The following is a 20,310-nucleotide window of genomic DNA, read 5'->3' as shown; positions in this document are numbered from 1 at the left end:
AGCATAATGATCGTTTTCTGAAAAAAGCAGCTATGATAAAAACTACTAGCGTTACGATAGATTTGCTTAAAGGATTAGTGCATGAAGCAGAATTAAACCAGGAAGGAAATACCGCCAATTACATCCCCGAGCTGGCGAACGTCAATAAAGATCTCACCGCCATTGCCGTTTATCCACTTGATGGTGAGCCCTGCTCTTATAGTAATATGGAGCTGGCACCTGTCACTCTGCAGAGTACTTCCAAGTTAATCCCATTGATTGGTCTTCTGGAAGAATTCGGACCCGAGCAATTATTTGACTGGGTAAAAGTGGAACCGTCTGGTGACGATTTCGCCTCAATTACCCGACTGGAACAGTTTGGACCTAAGCCATCAAATCCTATGTTAAATGCTGGCGCCATTACGCTTTGCTCACATATTCCCGGGATTGGTGAACAACAATTTGCCTGGCTCGAACACTGGGTTCAGGTTCTGTTTAATCACAGACTAACCATAAATCCCCTGGTTTTTGCTTCAGAAAAACGAACAGGGAATCGCAATCGTTCTCTAGCTTTTCTATTGAAAAGCCGAAATAACCTGGGTTCAGATGTCAATGAAACCCTCGATTTATATTTTGCACTTTGCTCCTACGAGGCCCAATTGGAGCAAATGCTTTATTTACCTACCATGCTGGCCAATGGCGGACGAGATCCGATAACTAATGAACAGATTATTTCGGCAGAAACCTGCAAAATCACCCTGGCTATCATGGCCACCTGTGGTTTATATGATGAGACGGGAACGCACATGGTGCGAACCGGTATTCCGGCCAAAAGCGGGGTTTCAGGATATACTATTGCCTCTTTACCCGGAAAAGCGGGTATTGTTGTGCTGAGTCCGCGAGTTAACTCGAAGGGCAATAGCATTCGGGGAGAATTGATGCTCGAGGGTCTATCACGGGCCATGTCCTGGCATTTTGCTTTGGTTGGCTAAATCTCCTTAGATTCCCTCTCTCTAACTCTCTCCCAGAGGGAGAGAGGATTTTTGAATTGTGCTATTTTAATTTTTCCAAATTCCCTAAAAACTTTCCCTGTCCCCAGCGCAGTTTTAATGATTTCAAAGTTTCCCATTGCTTCTCTGTTTCAATTTGAGTAGCAACTACCTGTATGTTTAGTGTTTTAGCCATTTCATTGAAATAGTAAAAAAAGAATTGCCGGGTTTGATTTTCATCAATATCATGAAACAAGCTGCCGTGTACTTTCAGATAGTCCAAAGGCAGCTGATTTAGATAGTGCATGGGTGAGAAATGAATTCCTACCTGATCCACTCCCAAGTGAATTCCGAGTTTCTGAACCGCTTTAGTAAAATAAATTGCCTCGACAAAGTGATTCAACACCACGGTTTCATTAAACTCAAGCTGAAGATTAGTCTTCTCAGCCGCTGGTATGGATTCCAGCATTTTGAGGTATTTATTCCTGGCTTGTGGATCAATTACCGTATACGCCGTCAGATTTAAAGCAACCGGTTTATTTCTGAGGAGATGAATGTCTATAATCTTTTTTAAAACCGCTGTATCTATTTCTGCGGCCAGTTCGGAGTTATCGACAACAGGTAAAAAACGCCCTCCTCTAATCTCGATATTATTTACTTTAATTCGTAAAAATAACTCATGGTGAAACACAGTCTCCCCATCAGTGACTTCCTGCAGGTATACATTAAAACTTCCATTTTCCAGCGCAGCTCTAATCGCATCCTTATCCAGTGAAATAACCTCATTCTCCCGAATTGAAGCACTATATGCAAAATGATTTTCTTTGGTTCTGGCCTGCAGTAAGATTTGATCGACCTCTTCCAGCAACGCTTTGACCGTCTGGTGCAGATAATAGGAAGTTGCCGCTACAAATACCTGACACTCAGGATAGAACTTTAAAGCCTGCTGAAGCCCGTTATTAAACTCTTCGCATTGATTCAGAAATCGCCCAAGCGATACTTCTTTCACTGTCAATGCAAAATTACTTCCATTAATTCGTGCAAGACTCACATTGGACAATCTACTCCAGAAATTGGAACATAGTTTGGCTACAGTCAAAAGAACCTTATCGCCCTCCTGAAACCCTTGTTTTTGGTTGGTCTGTTCAAGGCCTTCGATATTAATCAGCACCACAAAACCGGGAGTGAATTCTTCTTCATTTTCTAATAAAACGGACAGTTGCTGATGAAAATATCGATGGTTTCCAAGATTAGTCAAACCATCCTGAAAGGCCTGATGGCGCAAAATCTCCATCTGCTGCATCTGCTCCTGAAAAAGCATTTTAATGTGATTAACCATCTGATTCATAGCCAGGGTTAAATGCCTTAACTCAGTAGTTTTCGGGATGGTGGTTTCTACTGGAAACTCTCTCTGACAAATTGCCTCTGCTTGTTTTGTGACGCGTTTCAAAGGGCGCAATAGCCATCTCAGGAAAAGTACAGTCACTATCAAGGCAATCCCTGCAAACACCAGATATAAGTAAACCAGACTTCGGGCATAACTCCATAGCGCATCTGAAGCATAGCTGCTATCACTGGTCACCAGCACTTCGCCAACCTGATTCCAGCCATTCATGACTAAAGCGGATTGCACCGATGAAGGCCATTGCGTCCATTCAATAAACCATTCCGGAGCGATACTTTGCCGTCTTGGGGCATAGCGGGACACTAATAATTTCCCTCGCATATCACGTACTTCAATCATGGAAAAATAACCGCGATCAAAAACTGCTTCAACCATAGGCAGCATTAAGGCCTTGTCTTTCTTCTGTAACGCATTACTTAAAGATAGACCGAGAGAAGTCGCTGTATCTTGAGCATTGCTATTCATTTGCTCAATAAAAAACTGACGACTGTTATTAATTGTGATGAGATATGTAACAACAAAAACGACGATGAACAGTCCTAAAACCACAGAAACCACTTTTTTTGTCAGGCTCATTGTTTATTACCCTTTATCATTCGCTGCAAGACAGAATGCCATTTACCAAGACGGCTTGAATCACCAACAGGAGTATCATGCCCGCGCTGTTTGGCCAGCCATAATCCCTTACCATTAAAACTGTACACCGGAATTAAATCTTTTCTGGAGGAAGCAGGTAGAATTTTTGCGTTCAGATTATCAAGAACCAGCGGCTCATCTTCAGGATTGAGATAGAACGTCAAAACCATATGGGCCTGATTAAGAGGAATTGATTTAACGTAGGTGATACGCAGGGATTCAACAGGAACCCCCATGGCCAGCAGTGTAAAATACTTGGCTATTGAAAAATCCTCACAATCGCCGCCACCATCGATAACAAATTCATGCGGGGTTTTCCAATAATCTGCGGCACCCGCGAAGGCATCATCATTAATATAATTGAATTGATTGAAAAAATCGTTGGTTACATTCAGTTTTTTTGTGATAGTGGCGTTTTGATTTTGTATGATCAACTTTTCCCAGGCAATAAAGCGCTTTTTTACACTGCCGCTTGTTTTTTTCTGCTGCTCTTCAATGCTTAGTACAGAAACTAACAGCTTATTATCTATAACTGAGCTTAGCCCACAGACTGGAATACATAACAAAAAAAAGCCGGCTAAACAATTAACCGACTTTTGGAACTTGTTTAAACGTAACCAATCTGCATTGAACATGCGCGATTTCCTTTAGCCTTTCCATAGCGTTGCCCGCATTTTCCTTAAACTCAAAAGGCCCAACCAAAACACAATGACCTGTAGGTGTTGGTTTGATAAAGACATTAAAGCCCTGGCTTTTAAGCCGATTATGCAGCGCTATCGCATTGGCCTGAGCAGTAAACTTGCCAGCATTCACATACCATATAGGCGCTGTGGCTGGAGTAGGCCTTGCCGTGTTTTTGCTGACAATAGCTGGAGTTAATGGAGTGGTTTCCATATTTTTAACCGGTTGAGCCAATGCCAAAGCTTTCTCGCTGGTATCTGGATAAGGAACACCATCCATTGATTGATCCAGCAGAATGTGAGTTTGCGCTGAACTAAACACATCATTATTTATCACATTTTGCGGTAATCGCATTTTCAGGTAGCAGAGGAGAAGACCCATTCCATTTAATATACGGTATCGAGAATACACTTCTTCATTTTGTCCCCTGGCGTATTCAATCTGGGCCTCATAAAATTCATTTTGAGAGTCCAGCAAATCAAGCAAAGTCCGCTTACCCACTTTGAACTGCTCTTGGTAGGCACTTCGGGTGCGCCGAGAAGCAACGACATGCTTTCTGAGCGGATTTAGACGAAGGCCTGATGCGGTCCAGGCATTCCAGGACAAACGAACGGATTCTCTCAGATCAATCAGGGCTTTGTTTTTAATCTCATAAGCTTCCTGGATTTCATAGGCGGTTAAGCGCACATTGGCCTCATCCGATCCGCCGCGAAATAAGTTGTAATTCATTCTAATCGCAGCCACTCGATCATTATTAGGGCCAATCAGACCATCAAGATTGCGGTTTTTAGATGCGCTTAATACAAAATCAACTCGTGGGTAATAGGCTGCACGCGCTACTTCGTATTGAGATTTCGCTTCTTTGACATCGGCATAGCTTGAACGAATAGTGGGATGATTTTCAAGACCTTGCTCAATCGCCTTTCCAAGATTAGGCGGCAAGTCACTATTTTTGGGAACTCTTGGATAAAGCAGCCTTTCCGGCCATTTGCCTACAACTTTGGCATAATTAATTTTCACTTCACGCAGGTTGGCTTCCGCACTGATCACATTGGCCTCTGCAAGAGCAAGTCTCGCAGAAGCCTGATCCAGCTCCGCTTCTCTTGAAAGACCAGCGTCGCTGCGCTCCTTGATCATACCAAAGACTGAACGATGCGCACGCAGATTAATTCGGGCATATCCTAACAGCTTTTCATGAAGAAGAACCTGAAGATAGCGATTAACAACATCCAGGGCCAAATCTTCAGCGACACCCTGCGTCTTGAGCTTTTGGGCCTGATAAAGATTCTCGTTACGCTTGACCTCGTTGACAATCCCACCGCCAGCGAAAAGGTTCTGCTTCATTTCGATATAGGATTCTGTGCGATTCAAGGTACGCGCTCCGGGGCCGTCAATTGCCGCGGTAGTCGGGTTTTCACTCCACTCACGTCCAAAGCCGGCGTTTAAATCAACAGTTGGATAATAAGCACCCTTGGCTTTATCAATTCCCTGGCGCGCAGAGAGGCTTTTTGCTGTATTATACAAAACATCAGGGTTTGAAATCATTCCATGCTGTACTGCCTCATTAAGCGTGTCCGCCATCACTGGTGTTGTGATACATAATGTTGCTAATACAAGATATAATTTCATATCCCCGCCTTCCACTGGAGCCTTAAATAAAATAAGGTAAATCAAAGTGCTGGCAACATCAATCGCTTTCCATAACAAATTTTCGGAAATAGTATGTATCTATTAAATAATGAATCTAAAACGATCAATATGAGGAATGATGCTACTCCAATTACCGTATCCCACCTAAACAGACAAGTCAGAAACTGGATGGAGCATGAATTGGCGGAAGTGCGAGTATTGGGTGAGCTGTCCAATCTGTCCAAACCCTCATCCGGTCATTTTTATTTTACTCTGAAAGATGAAGGCGCCCAGGTTCGCTGTGTTTATTTCAGGAATGCCCATAATCACTACAGCAAACAATTTAAAGACGGGCAGCAAGTGGTCGCGTATGGGCGTTTGAGTCTTTATGAGGCCAGAGGTGATTATCAGCTTATCGTTCAGGACTTAGTCGATGCGGGTATTGGTGAGCTGTATCAACAATTTGAACGATTGAAAGCTAAATTGGCTGCCATTGGTCTTTTTGACACCGCAAGAAAACGAATTTTACCACGCTACCCTGAAGTCATTGCAGTGGTTACTTCTCCAACAGGGGCAGCTCTACGCGATATTGTAAGCACATTAGCAAGGCGCTATCCTTGTGCTACTGTTCTAATCTATCCCACTGAAGTCCAGGGAAAAACAGCAGCGAAGCAAATTATTCAGGCGATTCAGCAGGCTAATTCACATCAAAAAGCGGATGTGCTCATCCTGGCCCGCGGCGGCGGCAGCATTGAGGACCTCTGGTCTTTTAATGATGAGGAATTAGCGCATACTATTCGTTCAAGTCTTATTCCGGTTATTTCAGGAATCGGACATGAAACGGACTTTACTATTGCTGATTTTGCTGCTGATTTCAGGGCAGCCACCCCAACAGCTGCGGCTGAAGCAGCCACTCCGGATAGGAATGAACTACTGACCTCTTTGCAAATGCTTCGACGCCATCTTGGTCAATCCATGAGTAAGGCCCTCGAGCAGAAAAAACTGCGCCTGGCACATCAGATGAGAGCTCTGGCTTCTCCAAAACAACTTATTTCAAGCCGCTGGCAGTCACTTGATTTCGCTGAAAAACAACTTGGTCAGTCCTTTGCATATTATCTGGGCAAAAAAGGACATGCGATGGCTATGCTGGAAAACAAACTCAAATTGGCGAACCCGATCACGCAAATTAGCCAGTCGAGCGGAAAGTTAATAACTCTTCAACTGCTGCTGGAAGAAAAGATCAGGTTTCGGCTCGAAAACGCACGCCAGGCATTCATTGCTCAAATCACCAAACTGGATATGATTAGTCCTTTAGCCACCTTAAGTCGTGGTTATTCAATTTCCACTCAAAATGACAAAGTTATTTATAGTAGCCAGGAGGTGGAGGTGGGCGATATGATCAGAATCCAACTGAACCAGGGGCAACTGGATTGCCGCATTACTGAAAAACACAATCTTCAGAGAGCCGAAAATGCTTGATAATTTAAACCAGAGTCTTTTACTTATAGTGAGCCAGACGAAAGCCAATCTGAACATTCTGCTTATTATACTGCTTGTCCTGTGGTCAGTGTTTTTTATCAATATCCTGCTCGGAAAGCGATTATTTTATCTGGGTATTTTTCCAAGGAAAGTCATTGGACTCCCGGGTATTTTCTGCGCTCCCTTTTTGCACGCCAATTTTAATCATCTCTTTTTTAATTCTATCCCTTTAATCGTATTAAGTAATTTTCTGCTGATTAATGGTCTTGACTATTTTCTGATGGTTACTGTAGCGATTACCATTATCAGCGGCTTTTTAATCTGGGCCTTTGCCAAACCCGGATTGCATATTGGAGCCAGTGCCGTGATTACTGGCTACTGGAGTCTTCTGGTAAGCAATATTGCAGAACAGGGTGGTTTGACTGCCATTATTCTGGGCATAATCAGCCTCTATTATTTTGCAGGAATATTCCTGGGTGTATTCCCGGGTAAAAAAGGGGTTTCATGGGAAGGTCATTTATTTGGTTTGATTGCCGGGATTATCGTCAGTTTCTGGATGACCGATATTCTAAGAGGCCTGCAGGCTTTACTTTAGTGGCATCTGAATATTCCAATTGATTTCTGCGGGCAAAGACATTATAGTATTTTTTGATAAAAGGTTCACAGAGCCTAACCTAGCTAATAGAGATTCTGGTATGTCAGTTCAAGCTTATTTCAGTTTTCGATTTCTCATTTCCGGTAGAGCGTTCCTCCGCTGAGGCGGATAGATTAACTTTTATACAAAAAAATCCCCCCAACCGAACAGAATCAATAAGTGAGAGTTTTATATGCCTGCTTCACGTGTCATAGCCTGGACAATATGGATCATCAGTTCCATATTTTACGCCTATCAATACATACTAAGAGTCATGCCAAACGTTATGCTAAACGATATTATTCAGCAGTTTCATATCGATGCAGCTGTTTTTGGCCAATACTCAGGAGTGTATTATATCGGTTATTCACTAATGCATTTACCCATTGGCATTATGCTGGACCGTTTCGGCCCGCGAAAGGTAATGACCGGCTGTATATTAATGACGGTCATAGGTCTCCTCCCTATTCTTCTGACAAAATATTGGGTTTACCCTATCCTTGGCCGTGCGTTAATAGGAATGGGCTCTTCCGCAGCTATTCTGGGAACCTTTAAAATTATCCGCATGGCATTCAGTGAGCAGCGCTTCACCAGAATGTTAAGTTTTTCAGTAACCATTGGACTACTGGGAGCCATTTATGGCGGCGGTCCCCTGACTTATTTATCAGCAAAACTGGGTTATCAGGTCGTAGTCCAAATCTTTATTTATTTTGGATTATTGCTGGCTTTTTTAACCTATTTAATTGTTCCCGAAATGGAATCTACGCATCATGGCAGCATAAGTGATGACATCAAAAGTGTTTTCACCAATCGAAAGGTTCTGCTATTGTGCCTCTCAGCCGGCTTAATGGTTGGGCCGCTTGAAGGATTTACTGATGTATGGGGTTCAGGATTTCTGAGAGAGGTCTATGGCTTTAACAGCGTCGCTGCCAGCTATCTTCCCTCAATGATCTTCGTTGGCATGTGTTTTGGAGGCCCGACTTTAAGCTTTATTGCTGAACGTAAGGGCAGTTATCTGGCTGTTATTATCAGTGCCGGTATTGTCATGGCTCTCAGTTTTATTGCACTGGTAAGCAAAATGCTAAGCATTGACAGTATGGCCATCGTCTTTGTTTTTGTTGGGATCTGCTGCGCCTATCAGATCCTTGCTATTTATAAAGCATCGACTTATGTCCCAGATCACGTAGCCGGCTTAACCACTGCTGTTGCCAATATGATTATCATGAGCTTCGGTTATGCGTTTCATACGACCATCGGATTGGTTATCAATGCCTTTGGCGGTACGAAAACACCTCAGGCTTTTTTATACGGCGTCAGCGTAATTCCCCTCACCCTCTGCGTTGGAATCATCGGTTTCAGTATGATTCAGATTTCAGATAAAAAAGCAAAATCGAAGGTTTTAAAAGAAATACAGCCTTGATTTCAGGCTGTGTTTTCCCGAGAGTGTTCAACAAACTGTGTCATGTCACTTCATCTCGAACGCAGTGAGAGATCTCCCAAATCTCGGTTTGTGCCAGCATTCGGAGATCTCTCACTGCGTTCGAGATGACGGCGTGCTGTGAGTAATGACACAGTTTAATGAACATTCTTGTTTTCCCGGGCCGTAAATTTAAGTTAGACTATCCATTCTAACTGCGAGTTAACAGAAGGAAACATAATGAAAACAAGATTAATCGCCGGGACTATAGCGCTTGCTTTAACCAGCTTAAGTGCCAATGCCAATTGGGTTTGTAATGTCGCTAACAAGCGTGGCGAGCACTGGACTTTCTCAGGTCCTACGCAAGCAGCCGCTCAAGGCATGGCTCAATCTGTTTGCGACGCAAACAGTATTAATCCAGCGAACTGTCAGCCCAGCTGCTATGACAATGGCGTACCTGCGGGTAGATGGCATTGCGTAGTCAGCAATCTGCGCGGACAGCACTGGTCTTATTTTGCGCCTACGCAGGCTCAGGCCGAATCGCTGGCAAAAAATGCCTGCGATGCAGCCAGCATCAATCCTAACAACTGCAACCCCTCCTGCGTTCCTGAGTAATTGATTTACATAAGATACAAGCGGGGCATTGGCCCGGCTTGTATCTACAATACCGCTAGCAATACTGCCGTTAAATAATTTCCTTCGGGAAAAGCTGGCAGCACAGGATGACATGAAGCCGGACCAAAAACACCAAGCACCCTCGCCTCTTTACCCACGGCCGAAGCCTGAGCGGCAACCAACCCTGCAAACTCCTGTGCAGAAATTGCTGACGAACAATTACAGGTCATTAATAAACTCCCTGATCCCATCGCTTTAAATACTTCTCTATGCAGGAAACGATAATAGTTTTTGGCGCGCTGTAAATTCTGCTTTGAAGGAATTAACTTGGGTGGGTCCAGCACTACGATATCATAATCTCCCGCTTTGCCAAGATAGTTCCTCGCATCATCTTCAATGAACTCTATTGAATTGAGTTGGTTGAGTGCCGCATTGCGGGATGCCTGATGAATGGCCTGCTCTGAACTGTCAATCGCGGTGACATGGCTTGCTCCAGCTTTGGCTGCATGCAGGGCGAAACCGCCTGTATAAGTATAAAGATCAAGCACTCTCTTTCCTTTTGCGAGAGCCGCCACCCGTTGATGATTCTCTCGCTGGTCGAGAAACAGCCCGGTTTTTTGAGGCTGTGAAAAATCGACCTCAAATAACACGCCTGCCTCCAGCACTTGCGTCTGTAAATCGATGCTTTTGTTTTCAACCTGGGGCCAGCCATCCTGTGTCAAAGGCTTGGCCTGAGAGATCCAGATAAGAGACTGGCACTGGGTAAATTCCTTTATACACTCAGTGATTAATTCCCGATTTTTTTCTACCCAATACGCTGAACTGGATACCACACAAACTGCATTGAAATAATCAATAGTCAAACCCGACAACCCATCTCCTTCGCTATTACAGAAACGAAATGCATTGGTTTCGTTGTTAGGCAGGTTAAGGGCTTTTCTGACTGCCCATGCCTGTTGGAGACGGCGCTTGATAATGTCTGCGAATGAAAGCCTGTTCTCATCAGAGTCCTTGTTATAATCAAGAACTCTGACTCGGTACAATGAATGCTCATTATAAACCCCTGTACAGATTTTTTCCCCCTGATGTGAAATCACATCCACTAACTCGCCAGTAATCAGCTTTCCTTTGGTTTTAGCAATTGCTTTCGGGAAAATCCAGGGGTGCCCTCGAAGCACACTGGTTTGTTTGGATTCTATTAAATGTACAGAGGGTCTCATGCCTATTCCACTAAATTTCAAAGTGAGCTAATCTACACCAGACTATCTGAATGCTGCAAGACTATTTGAGGTAAGATTATGCGACCAGTTTTTAAGAGTTCTTTAGGTGCTTGTGCGTTTTTATTATTAAGCAGTACTGCAAACGCTGGTCCCTGGTGGACAGGCCCCTTACTTGCTCCCGCCGGACATACAATCCCCAAAGGGCACAGCAACCTTGAACTATATGGTTTTTTTACTGAAAATGACGGAACGTTTGATCAACACTGGAAGTTTGTTCATACACCCGCCAATCGAAGTACCGTTTTTAATCCGGTTTTTAGCCACGGACTAACTGATTCACTGGATATTCAGTTCAGCGTACCCTACGCCTATAATCGCAATCAGGGCCAGGCCTACCGCAGAGTTTCAGATACCGGAGTCACTCTTGGTTATCAGTTGCTGGAGCAGAAAGACTCGAAATGGATCCCTGATTTGCGCGTCACAATTGGTGAAATTATTCCCACTGGTAACTTTGAGGATCTGGATCCGGTCAATAATGGTACGGATGCCACCGGAAGCGGAAGTTATCAAACCGCTATGTCTCTCAATTTTCAACATTTGTTGCAAGTATTTGAAAACCACTGGCTACGGACCCGTTTGAGTTTAAGTTATGTTTATAGCGGTGATGTGCAGGTACGTGGCATAAATAGCTATGGTGGTACCCCAAATACTTTTGGAGAGGTTGATCCTGGAAATCAGATTAGTGCTGATCTCGCGGCTGAATTTAATGTCACGCAAAATTGGGTGGCGGTGATGGAGGGCTTTATTGCCAACCGCACTCCGGCTGTATTTAAAGGATTCCCTGGCACAGACAGTAAAGGCCAGCTGGTTAGCGTGGGACATGGAACAGTGGACTCTGTAACCTTAGCACCGGCAATTGAGTATAATTTTAATGCCAATGTCGGGGTTATCGGCGGCTATTGGTACACCATCACAGGCCGGGACACTTCTGACTTTCACTCGGTTGTAGTCGCACTTAATGCGTATTGGTAGTCCTTCTACACTCCTCCCGCTAAAGCCCGCAGCCCAGGGTCACTGCCTGGCGCGGGAATGACAAACTCCTAACTTAATGGTGTGTTTTCCAGGTTTTGGCGGAAACGAAAATTTTAAAAACACACGCTACAAGATTTACTGTTTTTTTTCATTTCTTTAAACGACATTTTCCAATCCAACTGCCAAACTGTTATACACTTTGTTATATGGCTCATTGGGAAAGGATATGCCGCTTTTTACCTGGGGGACCCTCCATGAAATAGGGGTCGTACTGTCGGGCTGGGAATTAAATAATCTGATAAAACTCAATATTACCCTTGGCAGTCATTTTTTAAATCTGGAAAACAGGCTAATCGCCGCAGAAGACGAGATACAGTCGCTCATGCAGAGCAATGCACAAACGTCAACACCTGAAGCCCAAAAACGTCTTGAGGAGTTAAAAAGTACTATTAGAAATATTGACAATGAAAAAAAGCGCTGCCTTCCAGAGCTCAATTTGATTAGTCGACTAATAGAAACCAAAAAAAATCAGGAACAATACTGGGAAAATCTCAACCTGAAAAAAGAGTCGGAGTATAATCCAGGCACGAGAGGATAATTGAAATAGTCGCTTAAACCCGCTCAACATGATAGCATCAATTTTTTTTGAAGGATGCTTTTATGTGGTTTAATAATGCACTCGTATATCAATACGAACTAAAAGAAGAAATCGATTTTGCCAGTCTGTTAGCAGAAGACATACTAAAACCCTGCCCACCTCATGCCCGTTTTGTTTATGGTTGGTTACCAACTAATGCGGATGAATTAGTACATGAAGTAGCGGGCTGCATTTATATATGCCTTGGAAAAGAAGAACGCATTCTACCTCGTGGCGTAATTAATCGTATGCTGGCTGAGCGTATCCAGGCATTGGAGACTCAGCAGGGTCGAGTTGTAAAACGCAGCGAGAAAGCGCAGATTGCAGAAGATCTTGAGTTTGAATTACTTCCCAAATCATTCTGTGTCCAAAAACGTCTGCCAGCCTTTTTTGACACGGTCAGCAAGCGGCTTGTTATCAACACATCCAGTGATAATCAGGCTGCTCAGCTTCTCGGGCTTTTACGCAAATCCATTCCAGGAATTCAATTTGAACCTTTGTTTTTCCCGGAAAACCTGGCATCCCGCTTTTCAGAGTGGATTAATGATCCCTCAACTCTGCCCGCGCCTTTTCAACTAGCCTCTGACTGCCTGCTCTTTGCGCCGGATGATGAAAAAAAACGCGTTAATTGTAAGGGTTACGAATTACCTGCTGAAGAAATTGTTACCCTGCTGGCTCAGGGATTAACAACAGCTGAAATCTCTTTAGTATGGAACGAACGGATTCAGTTGACCTTAACTCATGATCTGAGCTTCAAGCGCCTGAAAAGTCTGGAATATTTAATCGATGAGTTCAATGAAATAAAAGATCTGGAAGAAGATTTTCAACAACGCGATGCTGCACTAACCCTGTTATGTGGTGAGTTGAGAGGTCTGGTTGATGATCTGACAAAAGGCTTAGGCTCAACTACCGCATCTGAAAGCCCGGAAAATGAGACAATTACAGCGGAAGTCGCACAACCCCAGGAAATGGAAGCAGAGGTTCCCTGGTAGATTAGCGCCAGATATCCCTTAGACTGCTTACAGCAGGTAGGTTGGGCCCTTGGCCCAACAATGAGTTCTGGAGTGGTGCAACCTTTTGTTGGGCCAAGGGCCCAACCTATATATGGACCCATTCGTTTTTACAAGCAAAATTATAATCAACAAATAAATAGAAGTATTATTAATTTCACTTCGTGACCCATCGTGCCAAACACTCTGCCCCAGTGATTTGAGCCTCCACACGATTCCATCATGATCGTACAACTTGGCAAGCCTCGCACAAATGACTCCAATTTACTTCGACTCAATCTCTTCTTAAAAATCTCTTTATGATGTTTATCTAATCCTTTCAATTGAAAAACATTCTTTGCCAAATCTATTCCTAATAGGGTAATCTCTTTCATGGACCCGTCTCCTTGTTGATTAAGATATCTCGTGGATATCAACTTAATCTTGGCTCATTACGAAGCCGTTTGATAAGAGAATGGGTCCATATCATTACAATAACTGCTTACCCTTATGGACAGTGAGCCTAGTAGACTCCTGTCAAGGTTAGTTTGCGACCTTCAACGCAGTACCCATATGATATTGCACATCGTTGTAAATCCTCCGCTTCAACATCAAAACAAAAGCGGATAATCATAATCTTCCTTCTCTTAGTGTTGCATTGACTAGTTATCGCCTAAACCTATTTGGGGTCAATACTAATTAAGCATTACTTAATAGACAATTGATTTTTATACTCTTGAAGTACAACTTAAGTGATAGCCAACTCAATCAAAGATAAAAATTTATTAGCAATTTTTTCATTTAAGCCTATTCTCTTAGAAATACACTTTTAAATTCAACCGGATTAAAAAAAATAATAAGGATATTTAATGACCAAGAAAACTAATGACTCAAAAAAAGAAACAATTAAACTTCATGATGAAACAATGCTTATGGGGGTTGGTGGGGATTGCCATCAGGAGGCTACGGGACAGGAGCCTCTATTAACCACACAAGCAGGCGCTCCGATTTCAGATGACCAAAATACCTTAAGAGCTGGAGCAAGAGGTCCTTCTCTTCTTGAAGACTTTATTTTTCGTGAAAAAATGTTTCATTTTGATCATGAACGTATTCCCGAGCGTGTCGTCCATGCCAGAGGGTTTGGTGCTCATGGTTTTTTTGAAACCTATGAGTCACTGGCTCATCTGACAACCGCCCATCTTTTTCAGAAGAAAGGCGAGATTACTCCCGCTTTTGTTCGTTTTTCAACAGTTGCAGGCAATAAAGGTTCTGTAGACCTGGCGCGGGATGTTCGGGGATTTGCGGTAAAACTCTACACCCAGCAAGGAAATTGGGATATTGTGGGAAATAATATTCCAGTATTCTTTATACAGGACCCTATTAAATTTCCAGATATAATTCATGCAGCAAAAGATGAGCCGGATCGCGGCTTTCCACAAGCGCAAACAGCGCATGATAACTTTTGGGACTTCATTTCTTTAACGCCTGAAAGTATGAATATGGTCATGTGGATAATGTCCGATAGAACTATCCCTCGCTCATTTCGTTTCATGGAAGGCTTCGGTGTCCACACCTTTCGAATGATCGACAAAAATGGTAAATCCTCCTTCGTCAAGTTTCATTGGAAACCTAAATTAGGCTTGCAATCAGTTACCTGGGATGAGGCAGTTAAAATAAACGGCGCAGATCCAGACTATCACCGCCGGGATTTATGGAATGCTATACAAAATGGTAATTTTCCTGAATGGGAGTTAGGACTACAGGTTTTTGACGAGGAATTAGCTGAACAATTTCCCTTCGATGTTTTAGATGCGACAAAGCTTATACCGGAAGAAGAAGTTCCTGTGATAATTGTTGGCCGTTTGGTGCTTAATAAATGTGTTGATAATTTTTTTGCTGAAACAGAACAGGTGGCATTTTGTACACAGAATATTGTACCAGGAATTGATTTCACTGATGATCCCTTATTGCAGGGACGAAATTTTTCATATTTAGATACGCAATTGAAGCGTTTGGGAGGGCCCAATTTCACGCATCTGCCCATTAATGCGCCCAAGTGTCCTTTTGCGAACTTCCAACAAGATGGCCATATGGCTTTTCACAATCCTAAGGGGCGCGCTAATTATAATCCTAATTCCTGGCATGAAGGACCTCGGGAATCACCCGCAGGGTTTCACTCTTATCCAGAAGAAATCCACGCTACGAAATTAAGAGCTCGTCCTGAAAAATTTGCTGACCACTATAGTCAGGCGCGCCAATTTTATATTAGCCAGGATAGCATTGAGCAAAAACATATTGCGGATGCCTTAATTTTTGAATTAAGCAAAGTGGAAAATGAATCAATCCGAATCCGGATGGTTGCTCATCTTTTAAATATCCATCCAGAACTAGCCCAAAATGTCGGGCTTGGGCTTGGGCTTTCAGTTTTACCCAAAGCTTGTGATGCGGCTAAACCTGCTTTGGATTTAGCGCCGTCTGCGAAATTAAGTATTTTAAAAAATAGTATAAACACTCTCCAGGGAAGGCGAATTGGAATATTAGTGGGTAAGGGAGCCGATGCGAAAGTGCTTAATGCTTTGATAGGAAAGATCGGCGAAGAGATGGCAGATTACACAATAATTTGCTCAGCTATCAGCGGTGCATTACTAAATGATAACACCCAGGTTGTTGCCAATGAAAAATTAGGGGGTGCTCCCGCTGTTTTGTTCGATGCCGTGGTGGTCTTGCTTGGAAGTGAGACTCAATTGAAGCAACATCCTAAATTACATGAGTTTCTTTTAGACGCCTATACTAATTTTAAATATATTGGTTTCGATTCGGAAATTGAAACTCTTCTGAAAAATAACCCGTTAATTAAATTGGATAAGGGGTGTATTAAGCTAGATCCATTCTCAACATCTTCCATTAGCAGTTTTATTCAAAACGCTCGTTCAATTCGCTTTTGGAATAGATAACTACAGTTCACCGTACATCGTGGTTATGATGTACGGTTATCTTGCTTATAAAGGTGTTGGGCCGCCTGCTTTCTTAAATCAATTAAAGACAATCCTCGTACTTCATTCTCTTTAACAAAAAAATTAACGACCGAGCTGATACCTGCTGTATTAATAATTAACTGATAATGTCCCTGACTTAATCCGGTGGTGTAAAATTCTCCATGATTAGTTACTGTCAAAGGCAGTGCCGGATACTTCCATGCCTGGCTATTATCCAGATGCGCATTATCAGCAAAGGCGCGTAAGACAATATTGCTTTTATCAACCTCATTCCAGGGTAATACTCTACCAATTACACCCGTTCGCGCACTTTTGGGTAAACTCTCAAGGACAACAGGATAAATGGATTGCACCTCTCGCTCTGCGGCAATTGGAATAGAAATGGTTTTGTAACCGGGTAGAGAAAAAGAAAGCATAGAGCCTTTGACTTGTGCTACAAAATAGCCCCCAGGCAGGATTGGCACCTCACTGCTAACCATCTCTGGTGACTCCACTCCACGAACAATAACCTGGCCGTAAACTATAGGATACGCTTTGGCCTTAAAAAGCTTATAAGCCCGCTGATCCAAATCAAGTACAGTCTCTCTTAAACCCTTCGCATCCAGCCATTCCATCCATTTATGAAAATTACTGCTGATTTCCCTGGGGGCAACAGACTCATCCGATACACTCCATTTGCTGGACTCATCACGTAAAATATACGCCTGGCTTAGTTCAACCTCGGTCAAGGCTGTATTACCAAGATTATATTGTTCTGCATATTGCTTTGAGAGACTTTCTGCCTGCTGGATTTGTTCGGAACTCAGATGCGATTGAAACGCTGCAAGCATATCGTTTTTTTTTGGATACGCCGCCGGTAACAAATTGAGATATATTTTTTCCCAGGCCAAGGCTTTAACCGGATCCGATTTAACAGTAGTACCAAAACGATAGTTTCGTGCCAGACTCCAGGCCTGATACAGCTGAAAATCTCTTTTAACAAGCTTTGCCTCCTCAGAAGTAAAAGCAAAAACTGGCTGTAGAGCCAGAAGGCCGCAAAAGCTGGCTTGCAAGATAAGACGGTGGATGCAGATTTTCAATTGTTCAATCCCCGGATTCGCTCGTTTTCTCCTGCTTACAGGCAGCCCTCAATCGTCCAGGCTGCCGAAAGAATCAGGCATCGAGATTGGGTTGGCTATGATAGGTAGCCTGGTAGACTGCCAAAGCATCCTCCGCTGCCTTCTTTAAACCCATTTGGGAATTAGCACGATACAAAACGACTAAAGCCTCTTTTGCGCTGGGCGCCTGTGGGTAGTTCTTTACCAGATAACTGGCACGTTCTGCAGCAGCTACATACATTTTTCTTTCATAATAGAATTGTGCAACATTCAGTTCATGTTGAGCAAACATATTTCTAAGATAAATCATACGCTGCAAAGCATTCGCCTTATAACGGCTATTGGGGAAGCGCTCCACTAAAGTCGCAAAGTCGGAATAGGATTGAAGCTGAGTTCCCGGATCCCGCCAGGATTCATCCAGAGGCAGCTGGCTGGCAAATGTTCCACGATTTTGCTGAAAATTGGCCAGGCCTTTCATGTAATAAGCGTAATCTACATGACGAGCGCGCGGATAAAGATGGATGAAACGCTCTGCCGTAGCCGCAGCGGAAGGATAATCCTCTTTCTTATAATAGGCATAGATGAGATTCATCTGTGCTTCCTCAGCATAATCACTGAAGGGATACATAGACTCCAGGGCTTCAAGACGCTTGGCCGCAGTGGCGTATTCCTCTTTGGCCATCGCAGATTTGGCTCCACTATATAATTGTTCAGCAGACATCCCCTTGAAAGGATTATTACTGTCATCGTCGTCCTTACTCCACCAGCTTGTGCAGGCTGTCAGGGTAATTACCAAAGAGATGAGGATAAAACATTGAAATCTTTTCATGAATACACCTGTTAACAATACTATGCGGAAACATTCACCGCAGCCATTTTTAAATGCAGGTCATTATACCCATCCTGAATTATTTTGCGAACTTTATGTTTTTTTAAGATAAAAATTTTGATTTTCTCGAAAAAAATGTTTGCATTCGATATGTCATTGTAATAGTATTCTTCCCCGGAGAGGTGGCTGAGCGGTCGAAAGCGGCGGTCTTGAAAACCGTTGAAGGGAAACCTTCCCAGGGTTCGAATCCCTGTCTCTCCGCCAAATATCAACTTAAAATATTTGCGCGAATTCAACCCATCCGCTGTTCAAATTAAAATCTTTCTTACCAAATAACTAAATGAAGACGGCTTACAAAGCTGGGATATTCCGCATGAAATCTCCTGTAAAGCCGAAGGCAGGCAGGTGAAAATAAGACAAAAACCAGCTTTATGCGGAGAAGCCAGTTAATCTCAAACCTCTGGATCTCCCGAACAAGCCGGGAGAGGTAGAGTGGGCAGAGGGCATGGCACTACTACAAATGAAGAATGGCAATATTTACTGCTTGCCGTTATGCAGATGTGAGCAAAAGATTTGATTGGGATCCACTTCCTCTTTCAATTTGATCCAACTCTCATATTTTTCTCCAAAATGCTGTTGCCAATAGTGAGAAGGAATGTTTTCACCCAAATAGCCTGAAAGATAGCGTTTTCCCCCGCCCGGGAGAAATCGGCGATCCAGTAGCTGGATGGTTTCAAGGCAGCCTGGTATCAAAAATCCAGGCAAACCAGGATTCAGGATCATCACAGCGTAGATGTCATCACTGGTATCAGGCAACATAAAAAAGCCGGTAGGTTCTATTTTGCGGATAGGTACTATTTGTAAAACCGTTGCATAATAGACGGGAAGCATGGCTAGCAAGTCCTGTAACTCAGAAAAAAGTGACTCTCCCGATAAAAAACATTCAAACCAGGGATGTTGCAACCCCCATTGTCCTGATAACTTCATCGATTGAAAACGTGAATCATGTCGATGTAAAAAAGATGATATATCTTCCTCCTGCACATGGCTTACTTTCCAAGGTGATATTTTTGAGACAAGATTCTCCAGAGCAGGAGCTTCATTTTCATATTCGATTGCTATGTGAAGTCCATATAACCATTCCGCAAATGGCAAGCGCCCCTTTGATGTCAGTCGAGCGCCCTGAATAGCTGGCGTACAGAAAAACTCGAGGTAATCAACCTCTTCCTGTAGATTTTTCATATCTCGAAGCCAGTTTTCTTTGTCGAGATACGACAAAAAGAAAGTCCGCACCTGTTTTTTACAAATCCGTAACCGGATTTCTGCTTTAGTTATAATTCCAAAACGTCCCTGTCCACCAAGACATGCATGGAATAAGGGGGAGTTGCCATCGACAATCTGCTTTTCTCCGTTAGCAGTCACCACTTCCAGGGCATTCACATGAGCGGTCGCGCTGCCAAAGCGAAAAGAAGACGCGCCAACACCTCCCGCCGATAGCACACCGCCAACCGACAGATGGGCGTTATAAGGAACCACATAAGGAATTTCAGAAGTTTTAAGTGATCTTTTTATGAGATCAGACCAGGTCGCATTCGCTTCAACCCAGATAGAATGCTCCCGCTTGTCCAATACATTATTGAGTTCCTGCAAGTGAACAACCACGCCGCCTGATATGCTAAGGGCCTGCCCACCCTGACTTAAACCATTTCCACGTATAGTCAAAGGTAGTTTATTCTGATTGGCATAGCGAACGATATCCTGCAATCTGTCTACGTTAGCTGGAACTACCGCTGCGGCAGGTAGTTGCTGTTTCAAGCGGCCAAAATCCTCTCCAAAAAAGACGCGAGAACGCTCGTCGCTAAGCAAGCTTTGTCCACCTGTTTTTGCGCACTGCCTGATTTGTGTGCTGCTCCATTCCCTTGGCTGCATGATTCTGCTTCCTTTGTCTACCCGGTTAACTTCAATTATATGCAATAATTAATCCACAAGCAGTGGGTTATGTTTTTGATATATAAAAGGACAAGGAGGCGCCCATCGCTGAGCACC

17 protein-coding genes and 1 tRNA gene are annotated in these 20,310 nt (G+C 43.3%); 10 read left to right on the top strand and 8 right to left on the bottom strand.

Annotation, left to right across the window (positions count from 1 at the left end; all coding sequences use genetic code 11):
- Positions 1-32 precede the first annotated feature (32 nt).
- Positions 33-971, top strand: coding sequence for a glutaminase A (glsA, locus tag LXA66_RS08040; protein WP_255665312.1), 939 nt, complete (start codon positions 33-35; stop codon positions 969-971).
- 61 nt (positions 972-1,032) lie between these two features.
- On the opposite strand, the gene LXA66_RS08035 is transcribed toward glsA, so the two are convergent.
- The 3 genes from LXA66_RS08035 to LXA66_RS08025 are packed head-to-tail and all read right to left on the bottom strand — an operon-like array spanning position 1,033 to position 5,319.
- Positions 1,033-2,949, bottom strand: a complete 1,917-nt coding sequence (locus tag LXA66_RS08035) for an EAL domain-containing protein (protein WP_233012710.1) — start codon at positions 2,947-2,949, stop codon at positions 1,033-1,035.
- On the bottom strand, positions 2,946-3,644 hold the full coding sequence (locus LXA66_RS08030; RefSeq protein WP_233012709.1) for a transglutaminase-like cysteine peptidase: 699 nt from the start codon (positions 3,642-3,644) through the stop codon (positions 2,946-2,948). The genes LXA66_RS08035 and LXA66_RS08030 overlap by 4 nt, the downstream gene beginning before the upstream one ends.
- A complete protein-coding gene (locus LXA66_RS08025; protein WP_233012708.1) occupies positions 3,595-5,319 on the bottom strand; it encodes a TolC family outer membrane protein in 1,725 nt (574 codons plus the stop codon). The genes LXA66_RS08030 and LXA66_RS08025 overlap by 50 nt, the downstream gene beginning before the upstream one ends.
- A 93-nt stretch (positions 5,320-5,412) precedes the next feature.
- Between LXA66_RS08025 and xseA the strand changes: the two genes are divergently transcribed.
- From xseA to LXA66_RS08005, 4 genes are all read left to right on the top strand, one after another.
- The gene (gene xseA / locus LXA66_RS08020) at positions 5,413-6,798 is read left to right on the top strand and encodes an exodeoxyribonuclease VII large subunit (RefSeq protein ID WP_233012707.1); all 1,386 of its coding nucleotides are present in this window, start codon (positions 5,413-5,415) and stop codon (positions 6,796-6,798) included.
- Positions 6,791-7,393 (top strand): rhomboid family intramembrane serine protease, encoded by a 603-nt coding sequence (locus tag LXA66_RS08015; protein ID WP_233012706.1) that lies wholly within the window; start codon positions 6,791-6,793, stop codon positions 7,391-7,393. The genes xseA and LXA66_RS08015 overlap by 8 nt, the downstream gene beginning before the upstream one ends.
- 232 nt (positions 7,394-7,625) lie before the next feature.
- On the top strand, positions 7,626-8,852 hold the full coding sequence (locus tag LXA66_RS08010; protein ID WP_233012705.1) for an MFS transporter: 1,227 nt from the start codon (positions 7,626-7,628) through the stop codon (positions 8,850-8,852).
- Between the two features lie 237 nt (positions 8,853-9,089).
- Positions 9,090-9,464: a hypothetical protein gene (locus tag LXA66_RS08005; protein WP_112219704.1), complete on the top strand. Its 375-nt coding sequence runs from the start codon at positions 9,090-9,092 to the stop codon at positions 9,462-9,464.
- A gap of 44 nt (positions 9,465-9,508) precedes the next feature.
- Here LXA66_RS08005 and LXA66_RS08000 read toward each other — a convergent pair whose 3' ends face one another.
- On the bottom strand, positions 9,509-10,684 hold the full coding sequence (locus LXA66_RS08000; protein WP_233012704.1) for a class I SAM-dependent rRNA methyltransferase: 1,176 nt from the start codon (positions 10,682-10,684) through the stop codon (positions 9,509-9,511).
- Between the two features lie 78 nt (positions 10,685-10,762).
- Here LXA66_RS08000 and LXA66_RS07995 point away from each other — a divergent pair, with 78 nt between their 5' ends.
- From LXA66_RS07995 to LXA66_RS07985, 3 genes are all read left to right on the top strand, one after another.
- Positions 10,763-11,716, top strand: a complete 954-nt coding sequence (locus tag LXA66_RS07995; RefSeq protein ID WP_133139053.1) for a hypothetical protein — start codon at positions 10,763-10,765, stop codon at positions 11,714-11,716.
- Between the two features lie 226 nt (positions 11,717-11,942).
- Entirely contained in the window at positions 11,943-12,314 is a 372-nt protein-coding gene (locus LXA66_RS07990; RefSeq protein WP_233012703.1) for a hypothetical protein, read from the top strand.
- A 62-nt stretch (positions 12,315-12,376) separates the two neighbouring features.
- Positions 12,377-13,345, top strand: a complete 969-nt coding sequence (locus LXA66_RS07985) for a recombination-associated protein RdgC (RefSeq protein ID WP_233012702.1) — start codon at positions 12,377-12,379, stop codon at positions 13,343-13,345.
- Positions 13,346-13,491: 146 nt separating this feature from the next.
- Here LXA66_RS07985 and LXA66_RS07980 read toward each other — a convergent pair whose 3' ends face one another.
- Positions 13,492-13,737 carry a hypothetical protein gene (locus LXA66_RS07980; protein WP_233012701.1) on the bottom strand — a complete coding sequence of 82 codons (246 nt, stop codon included), beginning with the start codon at positions 13,735-13,737 and terminating at the stop codon, positions 13,492-13,494.
- Between the two features lie 474 nt (positions 13,738-14,211).
- Between LXA66_RS07980 and LXA66_RS07975 the strand changes: the two genes are divergently transcribed.
- A complete protein-coding gene (locus LXA66_RS07975) occupies positions 14,212-16,296 on the top strand; it encodes a catalase (RefSeq protein ID WP_233012700.1) in 2,085 nt (694 codons plus the stop codon).
- Between the two features lie 23 nt (positions 16,297-16,319).
- Here LXA66_RS07975 and LXA66_RS07970 read toward each other — a convergent pair whose 3' ends face one another.
- Positions 16,320-17,417, bottom strand: a complete 1,098-nt coding sequence (locus LXA66_RS07970) for a hypothetical protein (protein ID WP_233012699.1) — start codon at positions 17,415-17,417, stop codon at positions 16,320-16,322.
- Positions 17,418-17,490: 73 nt separating this feature from the next.
- A complete protein-coding gene (locus LXA66_RS07965) occupies positions 17,491-18,264 on the bottom strand; it encodes an outer membrane protein assembly factor BamD (RefSeq protein ID WP_058506613.1) in 774 nt (257 codons plus the stop codon).
- A 176-nt stretch (positions 18,265-18,440) separates the two neighbouring features.
- Between LXA66_RS07965 and LXA66_RS07960 the strand changes: the two genes are divergently transcribed.
- Positions 18,441-18,528, top strand: a tRNA-Ser gene (locus LXA66_RS07960).
- A gap of 273 nt (positions 18,529-18,801) precedes the next feature.
- Here LXA66_RS07960 and LXA66_RS07955 read toward each other — a convergent pair.
- Positions 18,802-20,193, bottom strand: a complete 1,392-nt coding sequence (locus LXA66_RS07955) for an FAD-binding protein (protein ID WP_233012698.1) — start codon at positions 20,191-20,193, stop codon at positions 18,802-18,804.
- Positions 20,194-20,310 lie beyond the last annotated feature (117 nt).

Origin of the sequence: Legionella sp. 16cNR16C (assembly GCF_021297775.1) — a bacterium.
In the GTDB taxonomy this organism is placed as follows: Bacteria; Pseudomonadota; Gammaproteobacteria; order Legionellales; family Legionellaceae; genus Legionella_C; species Legionella_C quinlivanii_A.
This window is presented reverse-complemented; position numbering and strand designations above follow the sequence as displayed.

What these genes read in the sequence shown, in the direction of transcription:
- glsA (WP_255665312.1), top strand. Translation starts at nt 33, where the DNA reads ATGATAAAAACTACTAGCGTTACGATAGATTTGCTTAAAGGATTAGTG.
- LXA66_RS08035 (WP_233012710.1), bottom strand. Translation starts at nt 2,949, where the DNA reads ATGAGCCTGACAAAAAAAGTGGTTTCTGTGGTTTTAGGACTGTTCATC.
- LXA66_RS08030 (WP_233012709.1), bottom strand. Translation starts at nt 3,644, where the DNA reads ATGTTCAATGCAGATTGGTTACGTTTAAACAAGTTCCAAAAGTCGGTT.
- LXA66_RS08025 (WP_233012708.1), bottom strand. Translation starts at nt 5,319, where the DNA reads ATGAAATTATATCTTGTATTAGCAACATTATGTATCACAACACCAGTG.
- xseA (WP_233012707.1), top strand. Translation starts at nt 5,413, where the DNA reads ATGTATCTATTAAATAATGAATCTAAAACGATCAATATGAGGAATGAT.
- LXA66_RS08015 (WP_233012706.1), top strand. Translation starts at nt 6,791, where the DNA reads ATGCTTGATAATTTAAACCAGAGTCTTTTACTTATAGTGAGCCAGACG.
- LXA66_RS08010 (WP_233012705.1), top strand. Translation starts at nt 7,626, where the DNA reads ATGCCTGCTTCACGTGTCATAGCCTGGACAATATGGATCATCAGTTCC.
- LXA66_RS08005 (WP_112219704.1), top strand. Translation starts at nt 9,090, where the DNA reads ATGAAAACAAGATTAATCGCCGGGACTATAGCGCTTGCTTTAACCAGC.
- LXA66_RS08000 (WP_233012704.1), bottom strand. Translation starts at nt 10,684, where the DNA reads ATGAGACCCTCTGTACATTTAATAGAATCCAAACAAACCAGTGTGCTT.
- LXA66_RS07995 (WP_133139053.1), top strand. Translation starts at nt 10,763, where the DNA reads ATGCGACCAGTTTTTAAGAGTTCTTTAGGTGCTTGTGCGTTTTTATTA.
- LXA66_RS07990 (WP_233012703.1), top strand. Translation starts at nt 11,943, where the DNA reads ATGCCGCTTTTTACCTGGGGGACCCTCCATGAAATAGGGGTCGTACTG.
- LXA66_RS07985 (WP_233012702.1), top strand. Translation starts at nt 12,377, where the DNA reads ATGTGGTTTAATAATGCACTCGTATATCAATACGAACTAAAAGAAGAA.
- LXA66_RS07980 (WP_233012701.1), bottom strand. Translation starts at nt 13,737, where the DNA reads ATGAAAGAGATTACCCTATTAGGAATAGATTTGGCAAAGAATGTTTTT.
- LXA66_RS07975 (WP_233012700.1), top strand. Translation starts at nt 14,212, where the DNA reads ATGACCAAGAAAACTAATGACTCAAAAAAAGAAACAATTAAACTTCAT.
- LXA66_RS07965 (WP_058506613.1), bottom strand. Translation starts at nt 18,264, where the DNA reads ATGAAAAGATTTCAATGTTTTATCCTCATCTCTTTGGTAATTACCCTG.
- LXA66_RS07955 (WP_233012698.1), bottom strand. Translation starts at nt 20,193, where the DNA reads ATGCAGCCAAGGGAATGGAGCAGCACACAAATCAGGCAGTGCGCAAAA.